The sequence below is a fragment of the Streptomyces sp. NPDC056527 genome (assembly GCF_042794475.1).
Lineage (GTDB): Bacteria > Actinomycetota > Actinomycetes > Streptomycetales > Streptomycetaceae > Streptomyces.
Map to the genome: position 1 here is coordinate 95,959 of NZ_JBHTTQ010000016.1, position 13,942 is coordinate 109,900.

The 13,942-nt window shown below is 69.2% G+C and carries 12 protein-coding genes; 11 read left to right on the forward strand and 1 reads right to left on the reverse strand.

The genetic code is table 11. From position 1 onward, the window contains the following. Window positions 1-32 precede the first annotated feature (32 nt). Both ACFQ7Q_RS12065 and ACFQ7Q_RS12070 read left to right on the forward strand, forming a co-directional pair. The gene (locus ACFQ7Q_RS12065; protein ID WP_383552870.1) at window positions 33-1,649 is read left to right on the forward strand and encodes an alpha/beta hydrolase; all 1,617 of its coding nucleotides are present in this window, start codon (window positions 33-35) and stop codon (window positions 1,647-1,649) included. Window positions 1,650-1,697: 48 nt separating this feature from the next. Then, window positions 1,698-2,111 carry a RidA family protein gene (locus ACFQ7Q_RS12070; RefSeq protein ID WP_383552873.1) on the forward strand — a complete coding sequence of 138 codons (414 nt, stop codon included), beginning with the start codon at window positions 1,698-1,700 and terminating at the stop codon, window positions 2,109-2,111. Here ACFQ7Q_RS12070 and ACFQ7Q_RS12075 read toward each other — a convergent pair. Then, entirely contained in the window at window positions 2,108-2,704 is a 597-nt protein-coding gene (locus ACFQ7Q_RS12075; RefSeq protein ID WP_383552876.1) for a HEAT repeat domain-containing protein, read from the reverse strand. The genes ACFQ7Q_RS12070 and ACFQ7Q_RS12075 overlap by 4 nt on opposite strands. A 312-nt stretch (window positions 2,705-3,016) precedes the next feature. Between ACFQ7Q_RS12075 and ACFQ7Q_RS12080 the strand changes: the two genes are divergently transcribed. The 9 genes from ACFQ7Q_RS12080 (at window position 3,017) to pssA (ending at window position 13,906) form a co-directional block, all read left to right on the forward strand. Next, the gene (locus ACFQ7Q_RS12080) at window positions 3,017-4,798 is read left to right on the forward strand and encodes a 3-hydroxyacyl-CoA dehydrogenase family protein (RefSeq protein ID WP_383552878.1); all 1,782 of its coding nucleotides are present in this window, start codon (window positions 3,017-3,019) and stop codon (window positions 4,796-4,798) included. Window positions 4,799-4,907: 109 nt separating this feature from the next. Next, on the forward strand, window positions 4,908-5,753 hold the full coding sequence (locus ACFQ7Q_RS12085; protein ID WP_383552881.1) for a TetR family transcriptional regulator: 846 nt from the start codon (window positions 4,908-4,910) through the stop codon (window positions 5,751-5,753). A 394-nt stretch (window positions 5,754-6,147) separates the two neighbouring features. Further along, on the forward strand, window positions 6,148-7,485 hold the full coding sequence (gene ccrA, locus ACFQ7Q_RS12090) for a crotonyl-CoA carboxylase/reductase (protein WP_383552884.1): 1,338 nt from the start codon (window positions 6,148-6,150) through the stop codon (window positions 7,483-7,485). A 14-nt stretch (window positions 7,486-7,499) separates the two neighbouring features. Then, on the forward strand, window positions 7,500-9,512 hold the full coding sequence (locus ACFQ7Q_RS12095) for a protein meaA (RefSeq protein WP_383552887.1): 2,013 nt from the start codon (window positions 7,500-7,502) through the stop codon (window positions 9,510-9,512). Continuing rightward, window positions 9,509-10,474, forward strand: a complete 966-nt coding sequence (locus ACFQ7Q_RS12100; RefSeq protein WP_329114001.1) for a CoA ester lyase — start codon at window positions 9,509-9,511, stop codon at window positions 10,472-10,474. The genes ACFQ7Q_RS12095 and ACFQ7Q_RS12100 overlap by 4 nt, the downstream gene beginning before the upstream one ends. Window positions 10,475-10,479: 5 nt before the next feature. Continuing rightward, window positions 10,480-11,004, forward strand: coding sequence for a MaoC family dehydratase (locus ACFQ7Q_RS12105; protein WP_383552890.1), 525 nt, complete (start codon window positions 10,480-10,482; stop codon window positions 11,002-11,004). A 2-nt stretch (window positions 11,005-11,006) separates the two neighbouring features. Then, window positions 11,007-12,212 (forward strand): acyl-CoA dehydrogenase family protein, encoded by a 1,206-nt coding sequence (locus ACFQ7Q_RS12110; protein WP_329114005.1) that lies wholly within the window; start codon window positions 11,007-11,009, stop codon window positions 12,210-12,212. Window positions 12,213-12,381: 169 nt separating this feature from the next. Beyond that, window positions 12,382-13,038 carry a phosphatidylserine decarboxylase gene (locus ACFQ7Q_RS12115; RefSeq protein ID WP_376430642.1) on the forward strand — a complete coding sequence of 219 codons (657 nt, stop codon included), beginning with the start codon at window positions 12,382-12,384 and terminating at the stop codon, window positions 13,036-13,038. Continuing rightward, a complete protein-coding gene (gene pssA, locus ACFQ7Q_RS12120; protein WP_362356067.1) occupies window positions 13,031-13,906 on the forward strand; it encodes a CDP-diacylglycerol--serine O-phosphatidyltransferase in 876 nt (291 codons plus the stop codon). Before ACFQ7Q_RS12115 ends, pssA begins: the two co-directional genes overlap by 8 nt. Window positions 13,907-13,942: the final 36 nt, after the last annotated feature.

Genomic DNA, 13,942 nt, shown 5'->3' on the forward strand with positions numbered 1-13,942 from the left:
CTTCCAGGTACCGATCGGGGCACGGACGCCCTATGACCACACGCGCAGGAATGCTGATCGCCACTGGGGCACTGGTCGCAGGGACGGTCACCGCCCTGCCCGCGTCCGCGACGCCCCGCCCCGAGCCGACCCCCCGCCCCATCGCACCGCTCCTGTGGAGCGACTGCGCCACCAAGGCGTATCCCAGGCTCCAGTGCGCCACGCTCGAGGTGCCGCTGAACCACGACGACCCGGCCGGCCGGTCGATCACGCTGGCGCTGACCCGGGTCGCGCACACCGTGAAGGATGCCAAGGCGTACCAGGGTCCCCTGCTCGTCAACCCGGGCGGACCGGGTGGCAGCGGACGGACCATGGCCGGGTTCGTCGCCGCCTCGCTGCCCGCCGAGGTGGCGGCGCAGTACGACGTCATCGGCTTCGACCCGCGCGGGGTCGGCAAGAGCGAGCCCGCGCTCGACTGCAAGCCCGGCCACTTCGACCCGGTGCGGCCGGACTCCGTGCCGCTCGACGCCGAGCGCGAGCGGACGGGCGTCGAGCGGGCCAGGTCCTTCGCGACGGCCTGCGGGAAGAAGCACGGAGACGTCCTGCCGTACATCGACACCGTCAGCACGGCCCGGGACCTGGACGCGATCCGCGCGGCGCTCGGCGCGCCGCAGCTCAACTACCTGGGGTACTCCTACGGCACGTACCTCGGCGCCGTGTACGCGCGGCTGTACCCGGAGCGGGTGCGCCGTCTCGTGCTGGACTCCGTCGTCAATCCGCAGGGCGTCTGGTACGAGGACAACATCGCGCAGGACTACGCCTTCGACACCCGCCACAAGGACTTCATGGCCTGGGTGGCACGCCAGAACGCCACGTACAAGCTGGGAACGGACCCCGCGGCGGTCGAAGCGGCCTGGTACGGGATGCGGGAGGAGCTGGGGAAGAGCCCGGCGGGCGGCAAGGTCGGTCCGGGCGAGCTGGAGGACACCTACCTGCCGGGCGGGTACTACGACGGCTACTGGCCCAACCTGGCGGCGGCCTTCTCGTCGTACGTCAACGACAAGGACGCGGTCCCGCTGACGCGGGCGTACGAGGCCTACGGAGCGGCGGACGCGGCGGCCGACAACGGGTACTCGGTCTACACGAGCGTCCAGTGCCGGGACGCCAAGTGGCCGCGGGACTGGAACACCTGGCGCACGGACAACTGGGACGTGCACGCCAAGGCACCCTTCGCCACCTGGAACAACGCCTGGTACAACGCTCCGTGCGCGTTCTGGCCGGTGGACTCGCTCACTCCGCCCGACGTCACCAACGACGAGGTGGGGCCGGTGCTGATCCTCCAGGCGTCGGACGACGCGGCGACCCCGTACGAGGGCGGTGTGGCGCTGCACCGGATGGTGGGCGGCTCCAGCCTGGTGGTCGAGGAGGGCGGCGGGAACCACGGGATCTCGCTGGCAGGCAACGACTGCGTGGACGAGCATCTGGTGACGTATCTCGCCACGGGGCAGGTGCCGCGCGGTGACGGCCGGGCGGAGGCGGACGCGGTCTGCGAGACGCTCCCCGAGCCGAAGCCGCAGCCGCTGAAGGCCGCCTCGTCCCGCGACGGCTCCGCGCGGCCCGCCACCACGGGCGGCACGGCCCTGCACGGCTTCCTCGGCCACGTGCGCTGAGGGCACCACTCTCGAGGGCTGTCGGTGGGGTGGGCGAGGATGTCGGGCATGACGACGCACCTCACCCACGTCCCCGCTCCCGAGGGGATCGCCCCCAGCCCCCAGTACAGCCATGTCGTGTGGGGCACCGGCCGGTTCGTGGCGATATCCGGCCAGTGCTCCCTCGACGCCTCGGGCGCCGTCGTCGGGGCGGACGACCCGGCGGCGCAGGCCCGTCAGGTCTTCGCGAACCTGCGCCGTTGCCTGGACGCGGCGGGCGCGGGCTTCGAGGACGTGGTGAAGCTGACGTACTTCGTCACCGACGTCGCCCACCTGCCCGCGGTCCGCACGGCGCGGGACGAGGCGTTCGGCACGGCCCCGCTGCCCGCGAGCTCGGCGGTCCAGGTCGCCGCCCTGGTCCGCCCGGAGCTGCTGATCGAGATCGAGGCCTTCGCCCTGGTCCCGGAGAGCGACGCGGGCTAGCCGGCGAGCCGGGCGAGCGCTTCCGCGGCCGCCGGGCCGAGGCGGGGATGGGGCAGGGCGGCCTCGATCGCGGGCAGGGCGCGGGGGTCGCCGAGGGTGCCGAGCCCCTCGACGCAGGCGATGCCGACCCGCCAGTGCGGGTCGTCGGCCGCCAGACGCCGTTCGAGGACGGCGACCAGGGCCGGTACGGACTCGGGGGCGCGCAGATCGGCGAGCAGCCGGACCGGCAACAGGGCGTAGGCGACACGGAGTTCGTTGGTGGCGAGGGCGGCGGCCGCCCGCGCGGTGCGCGGGTCGCCGAGCCGCGTCAGGGCGTAGGCGGCGGAGACGCAGCGCTCCGGCTCGCGGTGGTTGAGGAGCAGGACCAGGGCTTCGAAGGCGCGCGGATCGCGGGCGAGGCCGAGCCGGAAGGCCGCGATCTCGCGGGCCCAGAGGGGTTGGCCGGGTGCGGTCAGGACCCGGGCGAACTCCTCGGGATCATCGGTGGCGACGAGTTCTTCGAATGGTTTTCGATCGACTTCCGCGCCGTCGTGGATCTCGTCCCGCAATCGATCGATCATCGAGCAGAATTCGGGGTCCTGGGCGATTTCCATGGCCGTCAGGGTATCCGCGATCCAGATCACATTTTCCGAACTCCTGGGGACTGGCGCGCTCGTTACCCGCCGGTTAATCTCAGGTGAGCGGGTCACCCCCCGCACCCTCACAACGGCCTGGTGACGCAGTCGTCGTGAGATCGAGTTTGTCGGTTCGGCAGTTTTCGATGTGACTCCGGGACAGAGTCCGTCGCCTTTTCCACGCGACCTCTTCGCGCATCCGTCGCGAACTCCTCGCGCTTTCCGTTCGCGATCCGTTCGCGCCCGCATTGCCGCCTTCAGTCGTCACTCTTCCCTCCCTGGAGTCCCCTGATGGACACCCCTCTCTCCACCATCGCCGTCATCGGTCTCGGCACGATGGGCACCGGCATCGCCGACGTCCTCGCCCGGGCCGGCCGTGAGGTCATCGGCGTCGACATCAGCGAAGCCGCCGCCACCCAGGCCGTCGCCGCCCTGGAGGCCTCCACCGCCCGCGCGGTGACCCGTGAGCGGATCACGGAGGAGGAGCGGCAGGACGTCCTCGCCCGCTTCCGCACCTTCTCCGACCTCCAGGCCGCGGCGGACGCCGACCTCGTGATCGAGGTCGTCCCCGAGTCGTACGAGGCCAAGCAGGAGGTCTTCCGCGCCCTGGACGCCATCGTCCGGCCCGACGCCATCATCGCCACCGGCACCAACGCGCTCTCCGTGACCCGGCTGGCCGCCGACTCGGCGCACCCCGAGCGCGTCCTCGGTCTGCACTTCTTCACCCCGGTCCAGGCGATGAAGCTGGTGGAGATCGTCTCCTCCGTCCTCACCGCCCCGCAGGCCGTCGAGGCCGTCACCGCCCTCGCGCACGACCTCGGCAAGGAGCCGGTCGCCGTCGGCGACCGTCCCGGCTTCGTCGCCGACGGGCTGCTCTTCGGCTACCTCAACCAGGCCGCCGCGATGTACGAGGCCAAGTACGCCTCCCGCGAGGACATCGACGCCGCCATGAAGCTCGGCTGCGGTCTGCCGATGGGCCCGCTGGCGCTGCTCGACCTGATCGGCGTCGACACCGCCCGTACGGTCCTGGAGGCGATGTACAGCGAGTCGCGGGACCGGCTGCACGCCCCCGCCCCGATCCTCAAGCAGCTCAGCGAGGCCGGCCTGACGGGCCGCAAGTCGGGCCGCGGGTTCTACACGTACGACGCCCCGGGCTCGGCCACCGTGGTCCGCGACGCGCTCACCCCGCTGGAGAGCGCCGCCACCGCCGAGGGCCGCGAGGTCCGCTCGGTGGGCGTCGCCGGCTCCGGCACGATGGCCTCCGGTATCGCCGAGGTCTTCGCCAAGGCCGGTTACACGGTCGTGCTGGCCGCCCGCTCCCAGGAGAAGGCCGACACCGCCAAGGCCCGGATCGCGAAGTCCCTCGCCCGTTCGGTCGACAAGGGCCGGATGACCGGCGAGGCCAGGGACGAGACGCTGGCCCTGATCACCGCGGCCGGTTCGCTCGACGCCTTCGCCGAGGTCGACCTGGCCGTGGAGGCGGTCGCCGAGGACCTGGCGATCAAGCAGGAGCTGTTCGGGCGGCTCGACAAGATCTGCAAGCCGGGCGCGGTGCTGGCCACCACGACCTCCTCGCTGCCGGTCGTCGCCTGTGCCCGCGCCACCTCGCGCCCGCAGGACGTCATCGGGATGCACTTCTTCAACCCGGCGCCGGCCATGAAGCTGGTGGAGATCGTCCGTACGGTCCTGACCGCCGACGACGTCCACGCCACGGTCCGCGAGGTCACGGCGAAGATCAGGAAGCACCCGGTGGACTGCGGCGACCGCGCCGGATTCATCGTGAACGCGCTGCTCTTCCCGTACCTGAACAACGCGATCAAGATGGTCCAGGAGCACTACGCGACGCTGGACGACATCGACGCCGCCATGAAGCTGGGCGGCGGCTACCCGATGGGTCCGTTCGAGCTGCTCGACGTCGTCGGCCTCGATGTCTCCCTCGCCATCGAGCAGGTTCTGCACCGCGAGTTCCGCGACCCGGGCCTGGCCCCGGCGCCGCTCCTGGAGCACCTGGTGGCGGCCGGCTGCCTGGGCCGCAAGACGGGGCGCGGCTTCCGCGAATATGCCCGACGCTGAGCCCTACGCGGGCTGGGGAGGGTTGCTGAGTCCCGGGGTCGCCTCCGGCGCCCCGGGCGACCCTCCCCCACCTGGGCACACTCCCGCGCTGATGCAGTACGTTCAGGACATGTCCAAGGCCGCGAAGTCACCCCGTGCCACGTCCACGTCCCCGTCCTCCTCCGACACGCAGGAGAGCCCGGCGGGCACCCGCGCGGCCGCGCAGCGGCTGAAGATGCGCCGCGAGCTGGCCGCGGCGGCCATGGAGCTCTTCGCCACCAAGGGGTACGAGGCCACGACGGTCGACGAGATCGCCGCCCAGGCCGGGGTCGCGCGCCGGACCTTCTTCCGCCACTTCCGCTCCAAGGAAGAGGCGATCTTCCCCGACCACGACGACACCCTGGTGCGGGCGGAGGCGGTGCTGAACGCCGCGCCGCCCCACGAGCACCCGCTGGACACGGTCTGCCGGGGCATCAAGGAAGTCATGAAGATGTACGCGGGGTCCCCTGCGGTCTCCGTGGAGCGCTACCGGCTCACCCGCGAGGTACCGACCCTGCGGGAGCGCGAGATCGCCTCGGTGGCCCGCTACGAGCGGCTGTTCACCCGCTATCTCCTGGGCCATTTCGACGAGCGCGACCACCACGACGGCAACGACGACCCGCTGCTGGCCGAGGTGGCCGCCTCCGCGGTCGTCACCGCCCACAACCACGTGCTGCGCCGCTGGCTGCGTGCGGGGGGCCAGGGCGACGTGGAGGCCCAGCTGGACCACGCCTTCGCGATCGTGCGGGAGACCTTCGGCACCGGCATAGGCGCCCGACCGGCCGCGGCCCCGCAGGCGCAGCCGGCGACCACGGGCCCCGCGGCCCCCGCGGCCGTGGCCTCCACGGAGGGGGACGTGGTGGTCGCCGTGGCCCGTACGGACGCCCCGCTGGACGAGGTCATGCGCACGATCCAGCAGGCGCTGAGGAAGAACTGACGACGCACCGACCCCCGCGCCACGACGAAGGCCGCCCCTTTCCCGGGGCGGCCTTCGTCCGTTTTCGACCCCCCGATCGATCGATCATCGCTCATGTGTGACGGGGGGATTGCATCTGAGTGAAATTGTTGGCACCCAGTGCCTTGTCAGGTGACACGCGGTGCCATAAGTTGAAGTTGTCCGGGCGGCCGGCGCGCAGAGATCAGCTCGTGCGTCGGCTGTCCCCACAAGCGATTGTGCGCCCGGACGCCTGCGTCACAGGCAACCCTCAGCGCCCTACCCGGCGCAGCCACCGCACCACCCCCGCCGAACCGACGGCACACCTCCACAGCAGCACTCCAAGACGTAACCCTCAGCGCGTCTCCCTCAGACGCCGCACCGCCGGAGGCACCCCGTGAAGGACATCCTGGACGCGATCCAGTCCCCGGACTCCACGTCCTCGGACTTCGCCAACATCAAGCTCCCCGAGTCGTACCGCGCCGTGACCGTCCACAAGGACGAGGCCGAGATGTTCGCCGGCCTCGAGAGCCGCGACAAGGACCCGCGCAAGTCGCTCCACCTCGACGACGTGGCGCTCCCCGAGCTCGGCCCGGGTGAGGCCCTGGTCGCCGTCATGGCCAGCTCCGTGAACTACAACTCGGTCTGGACCTCGATCTTCGAGCCGGTCTCCACGTTCAGCTTCCTGGAGCGCTACGGACGCCTGTCGGAGCTCACCAAGCGCCACGACCTGCCGTACCACATCATCGGCTCCGACCTCGCGGGCGTCGTGCTGCGCACCGGCCCCGGCGTCAACGCCTGGAACCCCGGTGACGAGGTCGTCGCCCACTGCCTCTCGGTCGAGCTGGAGTCCTCGGACGGCCACAACGACACGATGCTCGACCCCGAGCAGCGCATCTGGGGCTTCGAGACCAACTTCGGCGGGCTGGCGGAGATCGCCCTCGTCAAGTCCAACCAGCTGATGCCGAAGCCGGACCACCTGAGCTGGGAGGAGGCCGCCTCCCCCGGTCTGGTGAACTCCACCGCGTACCGCCAGCTGGTCTCCCGCAACGGCGCCGGCATGAAGCAGGGCGACAACGTCCTGATCTGGGGCGCCAGCGGCGGACTCGGCTCGTACGCCACCCAGTTCGCACTGGCCGGCGGCGCCAACCCGATCTGTGTCGTCTCCTCCCCCGAGAAGGCCGACATCTGCCGGGCCATGGGCGCGGATGCGGTCATCGACCGCAACGCCGAGGGCTACAAGTTCTGGAAGGACGAGAACACCCAGGACCCGCGCGAGTGGAAGCGCTTCGGCTCCAAGATCCGTGAGCTGACCGGCGGCGAGGACATCGACATCGTCTTCGAGCACCCGGGCCGCGAGACCTTCGGCGCCTCCGTCTACGTCACCCGCAAGGGCGGCACCATCACCACCTGCGCCTCGACCTCGGGGTACATGCACCAGTACGACAACCGCTACCTGTGGATGTCGCTGAAGCGGATCATCGGCTCGCACTTCGCCAACTACCGCGAGGCGTGGGAGGCCAACCGCCTGATCGCCAAGGGCAAGATCCACCCGACGCTCTCCAAGGTCTACTCCCTGGAGGAGACCGGGCAGGCCGCCTACGACGTCCACCGCAACCTGCACCAGGGCAAGGTCGGCGTTCTCGCCCTCGCCCCGCAGGAGGGCCTGGGCGTGCGCGATCCGGAGATGCGCGCGAAGCACATCGACGCCATCAACCGCTTCCGTAACATCTGATCCCGGGACCGTACATGACTGAGCGTCAGAAGGACCGGCCGTGGCTCATGCGGACGTACGCCGGTCACTCGACCGCCGAGGCGTCCAACGAGCTGTACCGGCGCAACCTCGCCAAGGGTCAGACCGGCCTCTCGGTCGCGTTCGACCTGCCGACGCAGACCGGCTACGACCCCGACCACATCCTCGCCCGCGGCGAGGTCGGTCGGGTCGGGGTCCCGGTCTCGCACCTCGGTGACATGCGCCGGCTGTTCCAGGACATCCCCCTGGAGCAGATGAACACCTCGATGACCATCAACGCCACGGCGATGTGGCTCCTGGCGCTCTACCAGGTGGTCGCGGAGGAGCAGGGCGCGGACGTCACCAGGCTCCAGGGCACCACCCAGAACGACATCGTGAAGGAGTACCTGTCGCGCGGGACGCACGTCTTCCCGCCCGGCCCGTCGCTGCGCCTCACGACGGACATGATCACCTACACGGTGAACAACATCCCGAAGTGGAACCCGATCAACATCTGCAGCTACCACCTGCAGGAGGCGGGGGCCACTCCGGTCCAGGAGATCTCGTACGCGATGTCCACCGCGATCGCGGTGCTCGACGCCGTCCGGGACTCCGGCCAGGTCCCCGCGGACCGCTTCGGCGAGGTGGTCGCCCGTATCTCGTTCTTCGTGAACGCGGGCGTCCGCTTCATCGAGGAGATGTGCAAGATGCGCGCCTTCGGCCGCATCTGGGACAAGGTCACCCGCGAGCGGTACGGCATCGAGAACGACAAGCAGCGCCGGTTCCGCTACGGCGTGCAGGTCAACTCGCTCGGTCTGACCGAGGCCCAGCCGGAGAACAACGTCCAGCGGATCGTGCTCGAGATGCTGGCCGTGACGCTCTCGAAGGACGCACGCGCGCGTGCCGTCCAGCTGCCCGCGTGGAACGAGGCGCTCGGCCTGCCCCGTCCCTGGGACCAGCAGTGGTCGCTCCGTATCCAGCAGGTGCTCGCCCACGAGTCCGACCTGCTGGAGTACGAGGACATCTTCGCCGGGTCGCACGTGATCGAGGCCAAGGTCGACTCGCTCGTCGAGGAGTGCCTGGCCGAGATCGACCGGATCCAGGCGATGGGCGGCGCGATGGCCGCCGTCGAGTCCGGCTACCTCAAGTCCCAGCTGGTCTCCTCGCACGCCGAGCGGCGCGCCCGGATCGAGGCCGGCGACGAGAAGATCGTCGGCGTCAACATCTTCCAGTCGACCGAGGAGAACCCCCTCACCTCGGATCTCGACACGGCGATCATGACGGTCGACCCGGCCAACGAGGCCAAGGTCGTCGCGAAGCTCCACGAGTGGCGCGACAACCGTGACGAGAACCGGGCCCAGGAGTCCCTGGCGGCGCTCAAGGCGACGGCCGCCGGTGAGGGCAACCTCTTCGCCGCCACTCTGGAGTGCGCGCGTGCGGGCGTCACGACCGGCGAGTGGTCCTGGGCGCTGCGGGACGTCTTCGGCGAGTTCCGCGCCCCCACGGGCGTCTCCTCCGCACCCGTCGCGGTGACGGCCGAGGCGGGCACCCCGCTGGCTCTCGTACGGGAGAAGGTGGCGCGGACGGCCACGGAGCTGGGCGCGGGACGGCTGCGGCTCCTGGTCGGCAAGCCCGGCCTGGACGGGCACTCCAACGGGGCCGAGCAGATCGCCGTACGCGCGCGTGACGCCGGTTTCGAGGTGGTCTACCAGGGGATCCGGCTGACGCCCGAGCAGATCGTCAACGCGGCCCTCGCCGAGGACGTGCACTGCGTGGGTCTGTCGATCCTCTCCGGCTCGCATGCCGAGCTGGTCCCGGACGTCCTCGACCGCCTCCGTGAGGCGGGGGCGAACGACGTCCCGGTCATCGTCGGCGGGATCATCCCGAACGCCGACGCCGCAGAACTGAAGCGCGCGGGTGTGGCCGCCGTCTTCACACCGAAGGACTTCGGTATCACGGAGATCATCGGCCGTATCGTCGACGAGATCCGGAAAGCGAACAAGCTCGACCCCCTGGAGGTCCCCGCATGACCAGCCCCGTGAACCGACTCCGCCCGCGTCGCTCGTGCCTGGCGGTCCCCGGCTCCAACCCCCGCTTCCTGGAGAAGGCCCAGGGGCTCGCCGCCGACCAGGTCTTCCTGGACCTGGAGGACGCCTGCGCGCCGCTCGCGAAGCCCGAGGCCCGCCACACCATCGTCAAGTTCCTGAACGAGGGCGACTGGACCGGCAAGACGCGCGTGGTGCGGGTCAACGACTGGACGACCCACTGGACGTACCGTGACGTCGTGACCGTCGTCGAGGGCGCCGGCCAGAACCTCGACTGCATCATGCTGCCGAAGGTCCAGGACGCCCAGCAGATCGTGGCGCTCGACCTGCTGCTGACGCAGATCGAGAAGACCATGGGCTTCGAGGTCGGCAAGATCGGCATCGAGGCGCAGATCGAGAACGCCCAGGGCCTCAACAACGTCAACGCGATCGCGACCGCCTCGCAGCGCGTCGAGACGATCATCTTCGGCCCGGCCGACTTCATGGCCTCCATCAACATGAAGTCCCTGGTCGTCGGCGAGCAGCCGCCCGGCTACGACGCCGACGCCTACCACTACATCCTGATGAAGATCCTGATGGCCGCCCGCGCCAACAACCTCCAGGCGATCGACGGCCCCTACCTGCAGATCCGCAACCCCGAGGGCTACCGGGCGGTCGCCCGCCGTGCCGCGGCCCTGGGCTTCGACGGCAAGTGGGTGCTCCACCCGGACCAGGTCGCCGCCGCGAACGAGATCTTCTCCCCCTCGCAGGAGGACTTCGACCACGCCGAGCTGATCCTGGACGCGTACGACTACTACACGTCCGAGGCCGGCGGCAAGAAGGGCTCGGCCATGCTCGGCGACGAGATGATCGACGAGGCCTCCCGCAAGATGGCCCTGGTCATCTCCGGCAAGGGCCGCGCGGCCGGCATGGAGCGCACCACCAAGTTCGAGATCCCGGAGGCCTGAGTCCGATGCAGTTCGGCCGCACCTACGAAGAGTTCGAGATCGGCGCCGTCTACAAGCACTGGCCCGGAAAGACGGTCACCGAGTACGACGACCACCTCTTCTGTCTGCTGACGATGAACCACCACCCGCTTCACATGGATGTGAATTACGCGGAGAACACGACGGACTTCAAGAAGAACGTCGTCGTCGGCAACTACATCTACTCGCTGCTGCTCGGCATGTCCGTGCCGGACGTCTCGGGCAAGGCGATCGCCAACCTGGAGATCGAGTCGCTGCGTCACGTCGCGCCGACCTTCCACGGCGACACGATCTACGGCGAGACCACGGTCCTCGACAAGACCCCGTCGAAGTCGAAGAACGACCGCGGCATCGTCTACGTCGAGACCAAGGGCTACAAGCAGGACGGCACCCTCGTGTGCGTCTTCCGCCGCAAGGTGATGGTCCCCACCGAGACGTACATCAAGGAGCGCGGCGGCGAGCAGCCCGGCCGCCCCGAGCTGATCGAGCCCGCCAAGAAGACGGAGAAGTAGCCATGGCCCGACTCGCCCAGACCGCCGGGCTCACGGACGTCCAGCAGGAGATCCTCAAGACCGTCCGGGAGTTCGTCGACAAGGAGATCATCCCGGTCGCCACCGAGCTGGAGCACCGCGACGAGTACCCCCAGCAGATCGTCGACGGGCTCAAGGAGCTCGGCCTCTTCGGTCTGATGATCCCCGAGGAGTACGGGGGTCTGGGTGAGTCGCTGCTCACCTACGCGCTGTGCGTGGAGGAGATCGCCCGTGGCTGGATGTCGGTCTCCGGCATCATCAACACGCACTTCATCGTCGCGTACATGCTGAAGCAGCACGGCACCCAGGAGCAGAAGGACTACTTCCTTCCGCGGATGGCGGCCGGCGAGACGCGTGGCGCCTTCTCGATGTCGGAGCCGGGCCTCGGCTCGGACGTGTCGGCGATCACGTCCAAGGCGGTCAAGGACGGCGACGAGTACGTCCTCAACGGCCAGAAGATGTGGCTGACGAACGGCGGAACGTCAACGCTGGTCGCCGTTCTCGTCCGAAGTGACGAAGGACACCCCGAGGGCACGGCGCCCCACAAGTCGATGACGACCTTCCTCGTCGAGAAGGAGCCCGGCTTCGGAGAGGTCCGTCCGGGCCTCACGATCCCCGGGAAGATCGACAAGATGGGTTACAAGGGTGTCGACACCACCGAACTCATCATGGACGGACTGCGCATTCCGGCCAATCGGGTACTCGGCGGCACCACCGGCCGAGGGTTTTACCAAATGATGGACGGCGTGGAGGTCGGCCGCGTCAACGTCGCGGCCCGTGGCTGTGGTGTCGCGCAGCGTGCCTTCGAGCTGGGTGTCTCGTATGCCCAGCAACGTCACACTTTCGGCAAGGCGATCGCCCAGCACCAGGCGATTCAGTTCAAGCTCGCCGAGATGGCTACCAAGGTCGAGGCCGCTCATGCCATGATGGTGAATGCAGCACGCAAAAAGGACTCCGGGGAACGAAACGACCTCGAAGCGGGGATGGCGAAGTACCTCGCCTCCGAATACTGCAAGGAAGTCGTCGAGGACGCCTTCCGTATCCACGGTGGATACGGGTTCTCGAAGGAGTACGAGATCGAGCGCCTCTACCGCGAGGCTCCGATGCTGCTCATCGGCGAGGGTACCGCCGAGATCCAGAAAATGATCATTGGGCGCAGGCTGCTCGAGGAGTACCGATTCCAGGGCTGATTGTCGCATTTGGGTCGGTTTGGCCGCGAAGAAGATCACACCCTGTCATCGTCTTCCGGCCGCCGACTCGGCTTCTGGCTTGCCCAGTTGCGGCCCGCAACCGATAGCATCGCCCGAAAGCCGCCGTCCCCCGTTGCCAGTGCGGCATCATCCGCTACGAAGGTCATCCATGCCCCACAGCCAAACCTCTGCACACCGCGACACCCCCAAGGGCGTACGCATCGCACGCGGAGCATCGCCGTGGCTTCTGCCGACCGTCGCCACCGCGGCGCTGAGCCTCGTGCGTGCGCGCAAGTCTCGGCGTGCCGCGGCCATCGCCGTGCCCACCACCGCCCTGGCGGCGGGCATGCTGTGGTTCTTCCGCGACCCCGAGCGTGAGATCGCTCAGGGCCGGGTCATCTCCCCCGCCGACGGTGTGGTGCAGAGCATCATGCCGTGGAAGGACGGGCGGACCCGGGTCGCCATCTTCATGAGCCCGCTGAACGTCCACGTCAACCGCGCGCCGCTCGCCGGCACGGTGACGTCCGTGGAGCACGTACCCGGTGGGTTCGTGCCGGCGTTCAACAAGGAGAGCGAGAACAACGAGCGCGTTGTCTGGCACTTCGACACCGAGCTCGGTGACATCGAGATGGTGCAGATCGCGGGGGCCGTGGCCCGCCGCATCGTGCCGTACATCCCGCAGGGGACGAAGGTCGAGCAGGGTGAGCGCATCGGTCTGATCCGCTTCGGGTCGCGCGTTGACATCTACCTTCCGGAAGGTGTCGACGTCGCCGTCGAGGTCGGTCAGACCACGACCGCGGGGGTGACTCGCATTGACCGTGATTGATCCCGACACCCGGGCCGCCGACTGGGTCGCCGACGGCGACGCGGAGGAGGCCGAAGAGGCCGAGGAGATGCCTCTGTCGTTGAGGCTGTCCATAGCGGACGCCCTCACGCTCGGTAACGCCACGTGTGGATTCATGGCGGTGTACTTCACCACCACGGGCATCCTCATCCCGCACCTCACGGGCAGCACCGAGACCGGCATGGCGCGCAACAGCGCCGCCACGGCCGTGATCCTGATGCTGGCCGCGGCGATCTTCGACCTGTTCGACGGCATCGTGGCGCGCAAGCTGCGCTCGTCCCCGATGGGCGCCGAGCTGGACAACCTCTCGGACCTGATCAGCTTCGGTCTGGCCCCGGCCTACTTCGTACTCGTGTACGGGATGGTCACGCCCGGCGCGCAGCAGAAGGTCTCGGCGGTGGCCGCGATCGTGGTGCTGCTCGCGGTGGTGCTGCGGCTGGCGAGATTCTCCTGCGTGACTCTGAAGGACGGCATGTTCCAGGGCATGCCGAGCCCCTTCGGCGCGCTGACGGTGGTCTCGATCGTGCTCCTGGAGCTGCCGTTCATCCCGACGCTGCTCGCCATCATCGGCGTCGCCTGGCTGATGGTGAGCCGGGTCGAGTACCCCAAGCCGCGGGGTGTCCTCGCGGTGGCGATGCTCGCCTGGATCGTCGGAGCCATGGGGATGCTGGCCGCGTGGGCGTTCGACGCGCCGGGCGGACAGTTCCTGCTGCAGGCCGGTTGTGCCCTGCAGGTGGTGATGGGCGCCGTGATCCCCCTCTTCGCGACGGCCCGTCGGGTGAACACCTTCCGTGGCAACCGCCGCGAGAGCCGCGAGGCGCGGCAGGCGCAGGCGGCTCAGCTGCCGTAGCGGTACATGTACGAGGAAGGGCCCGGAGACATCGTC

Coding starts and splice junctions, on each gene's coding strand:
- ACFQ7Q_RS12085 (WP_383552881.1), top strand. CDS start 4,908: ATGTCCAAGGCCGCGAAGTCACCCCGTGCCACGTCCACGTCCCCGTCC.
- ACFQ7Q_RS12065 (WP_383552870.1), top strand. CDS start 33: ATGACCACACGCGCAGGAATGCTGATCGCCACTGGGGCACTGGTCGCA.
- ACFQ7Q_RS12110 (WP_329114005.1), top strand. CDS start 11,007: ATGGCCCGACTCGCCCAGACCGCCGGGCTCACGGACGTCCAGCAGGAG.
- ACFQ7Q_RS12080 (WP_383552878.1), top strand. CDS start 3,017: ATGGACACCCCTCTCTCCACCATCGCCGTCATCGGTCTCGGCACGATG.
- ACFQ7Q_RS12095 (WP_383552887.1), top strand. CDS start 7,500: ATGACTGAGCGTCAGAAGGACCGGCCGTGGCTCATGCGGACGTACGCC.
- ACFQ7Q_RS12100 (WP_329114001.1), top strand. CDS start 9,509: ATGACCAGCCCCGTGAACCGACTCCGCCCGCGTCGCTCGTGCCTGGCG.
- ACFQ7Q_RS12075 (WP_383552876.1), bottom strand. CDS start 2,704: ATGGAAATCGCCCAGGACCCCGAATTCTGCTCGATGATCGATCGATTG.
- ACFQ7Q_RS12115 (WP_376430642.1), top strand. CDS start 12,382: ATGCCCCACAGCCAAACCTCTGCACACCGCGACACCCCCAAGGGCGTA.
- ACFQ7Q_RS12070 (WP_383552873.1), top strand. CDS start 1,698: ATGACGACGCACCTCACCCACGTCCCCGCTCCCGAGGGGATCGCCCCC.
- ACFQ7Q_RS12105 (WP_383552890.1), top strand. CDS start 10,480: ATGCAGTTCGGCCGCACCTACGAAGAGTTCGAGATCGGCGCCGTCTAC.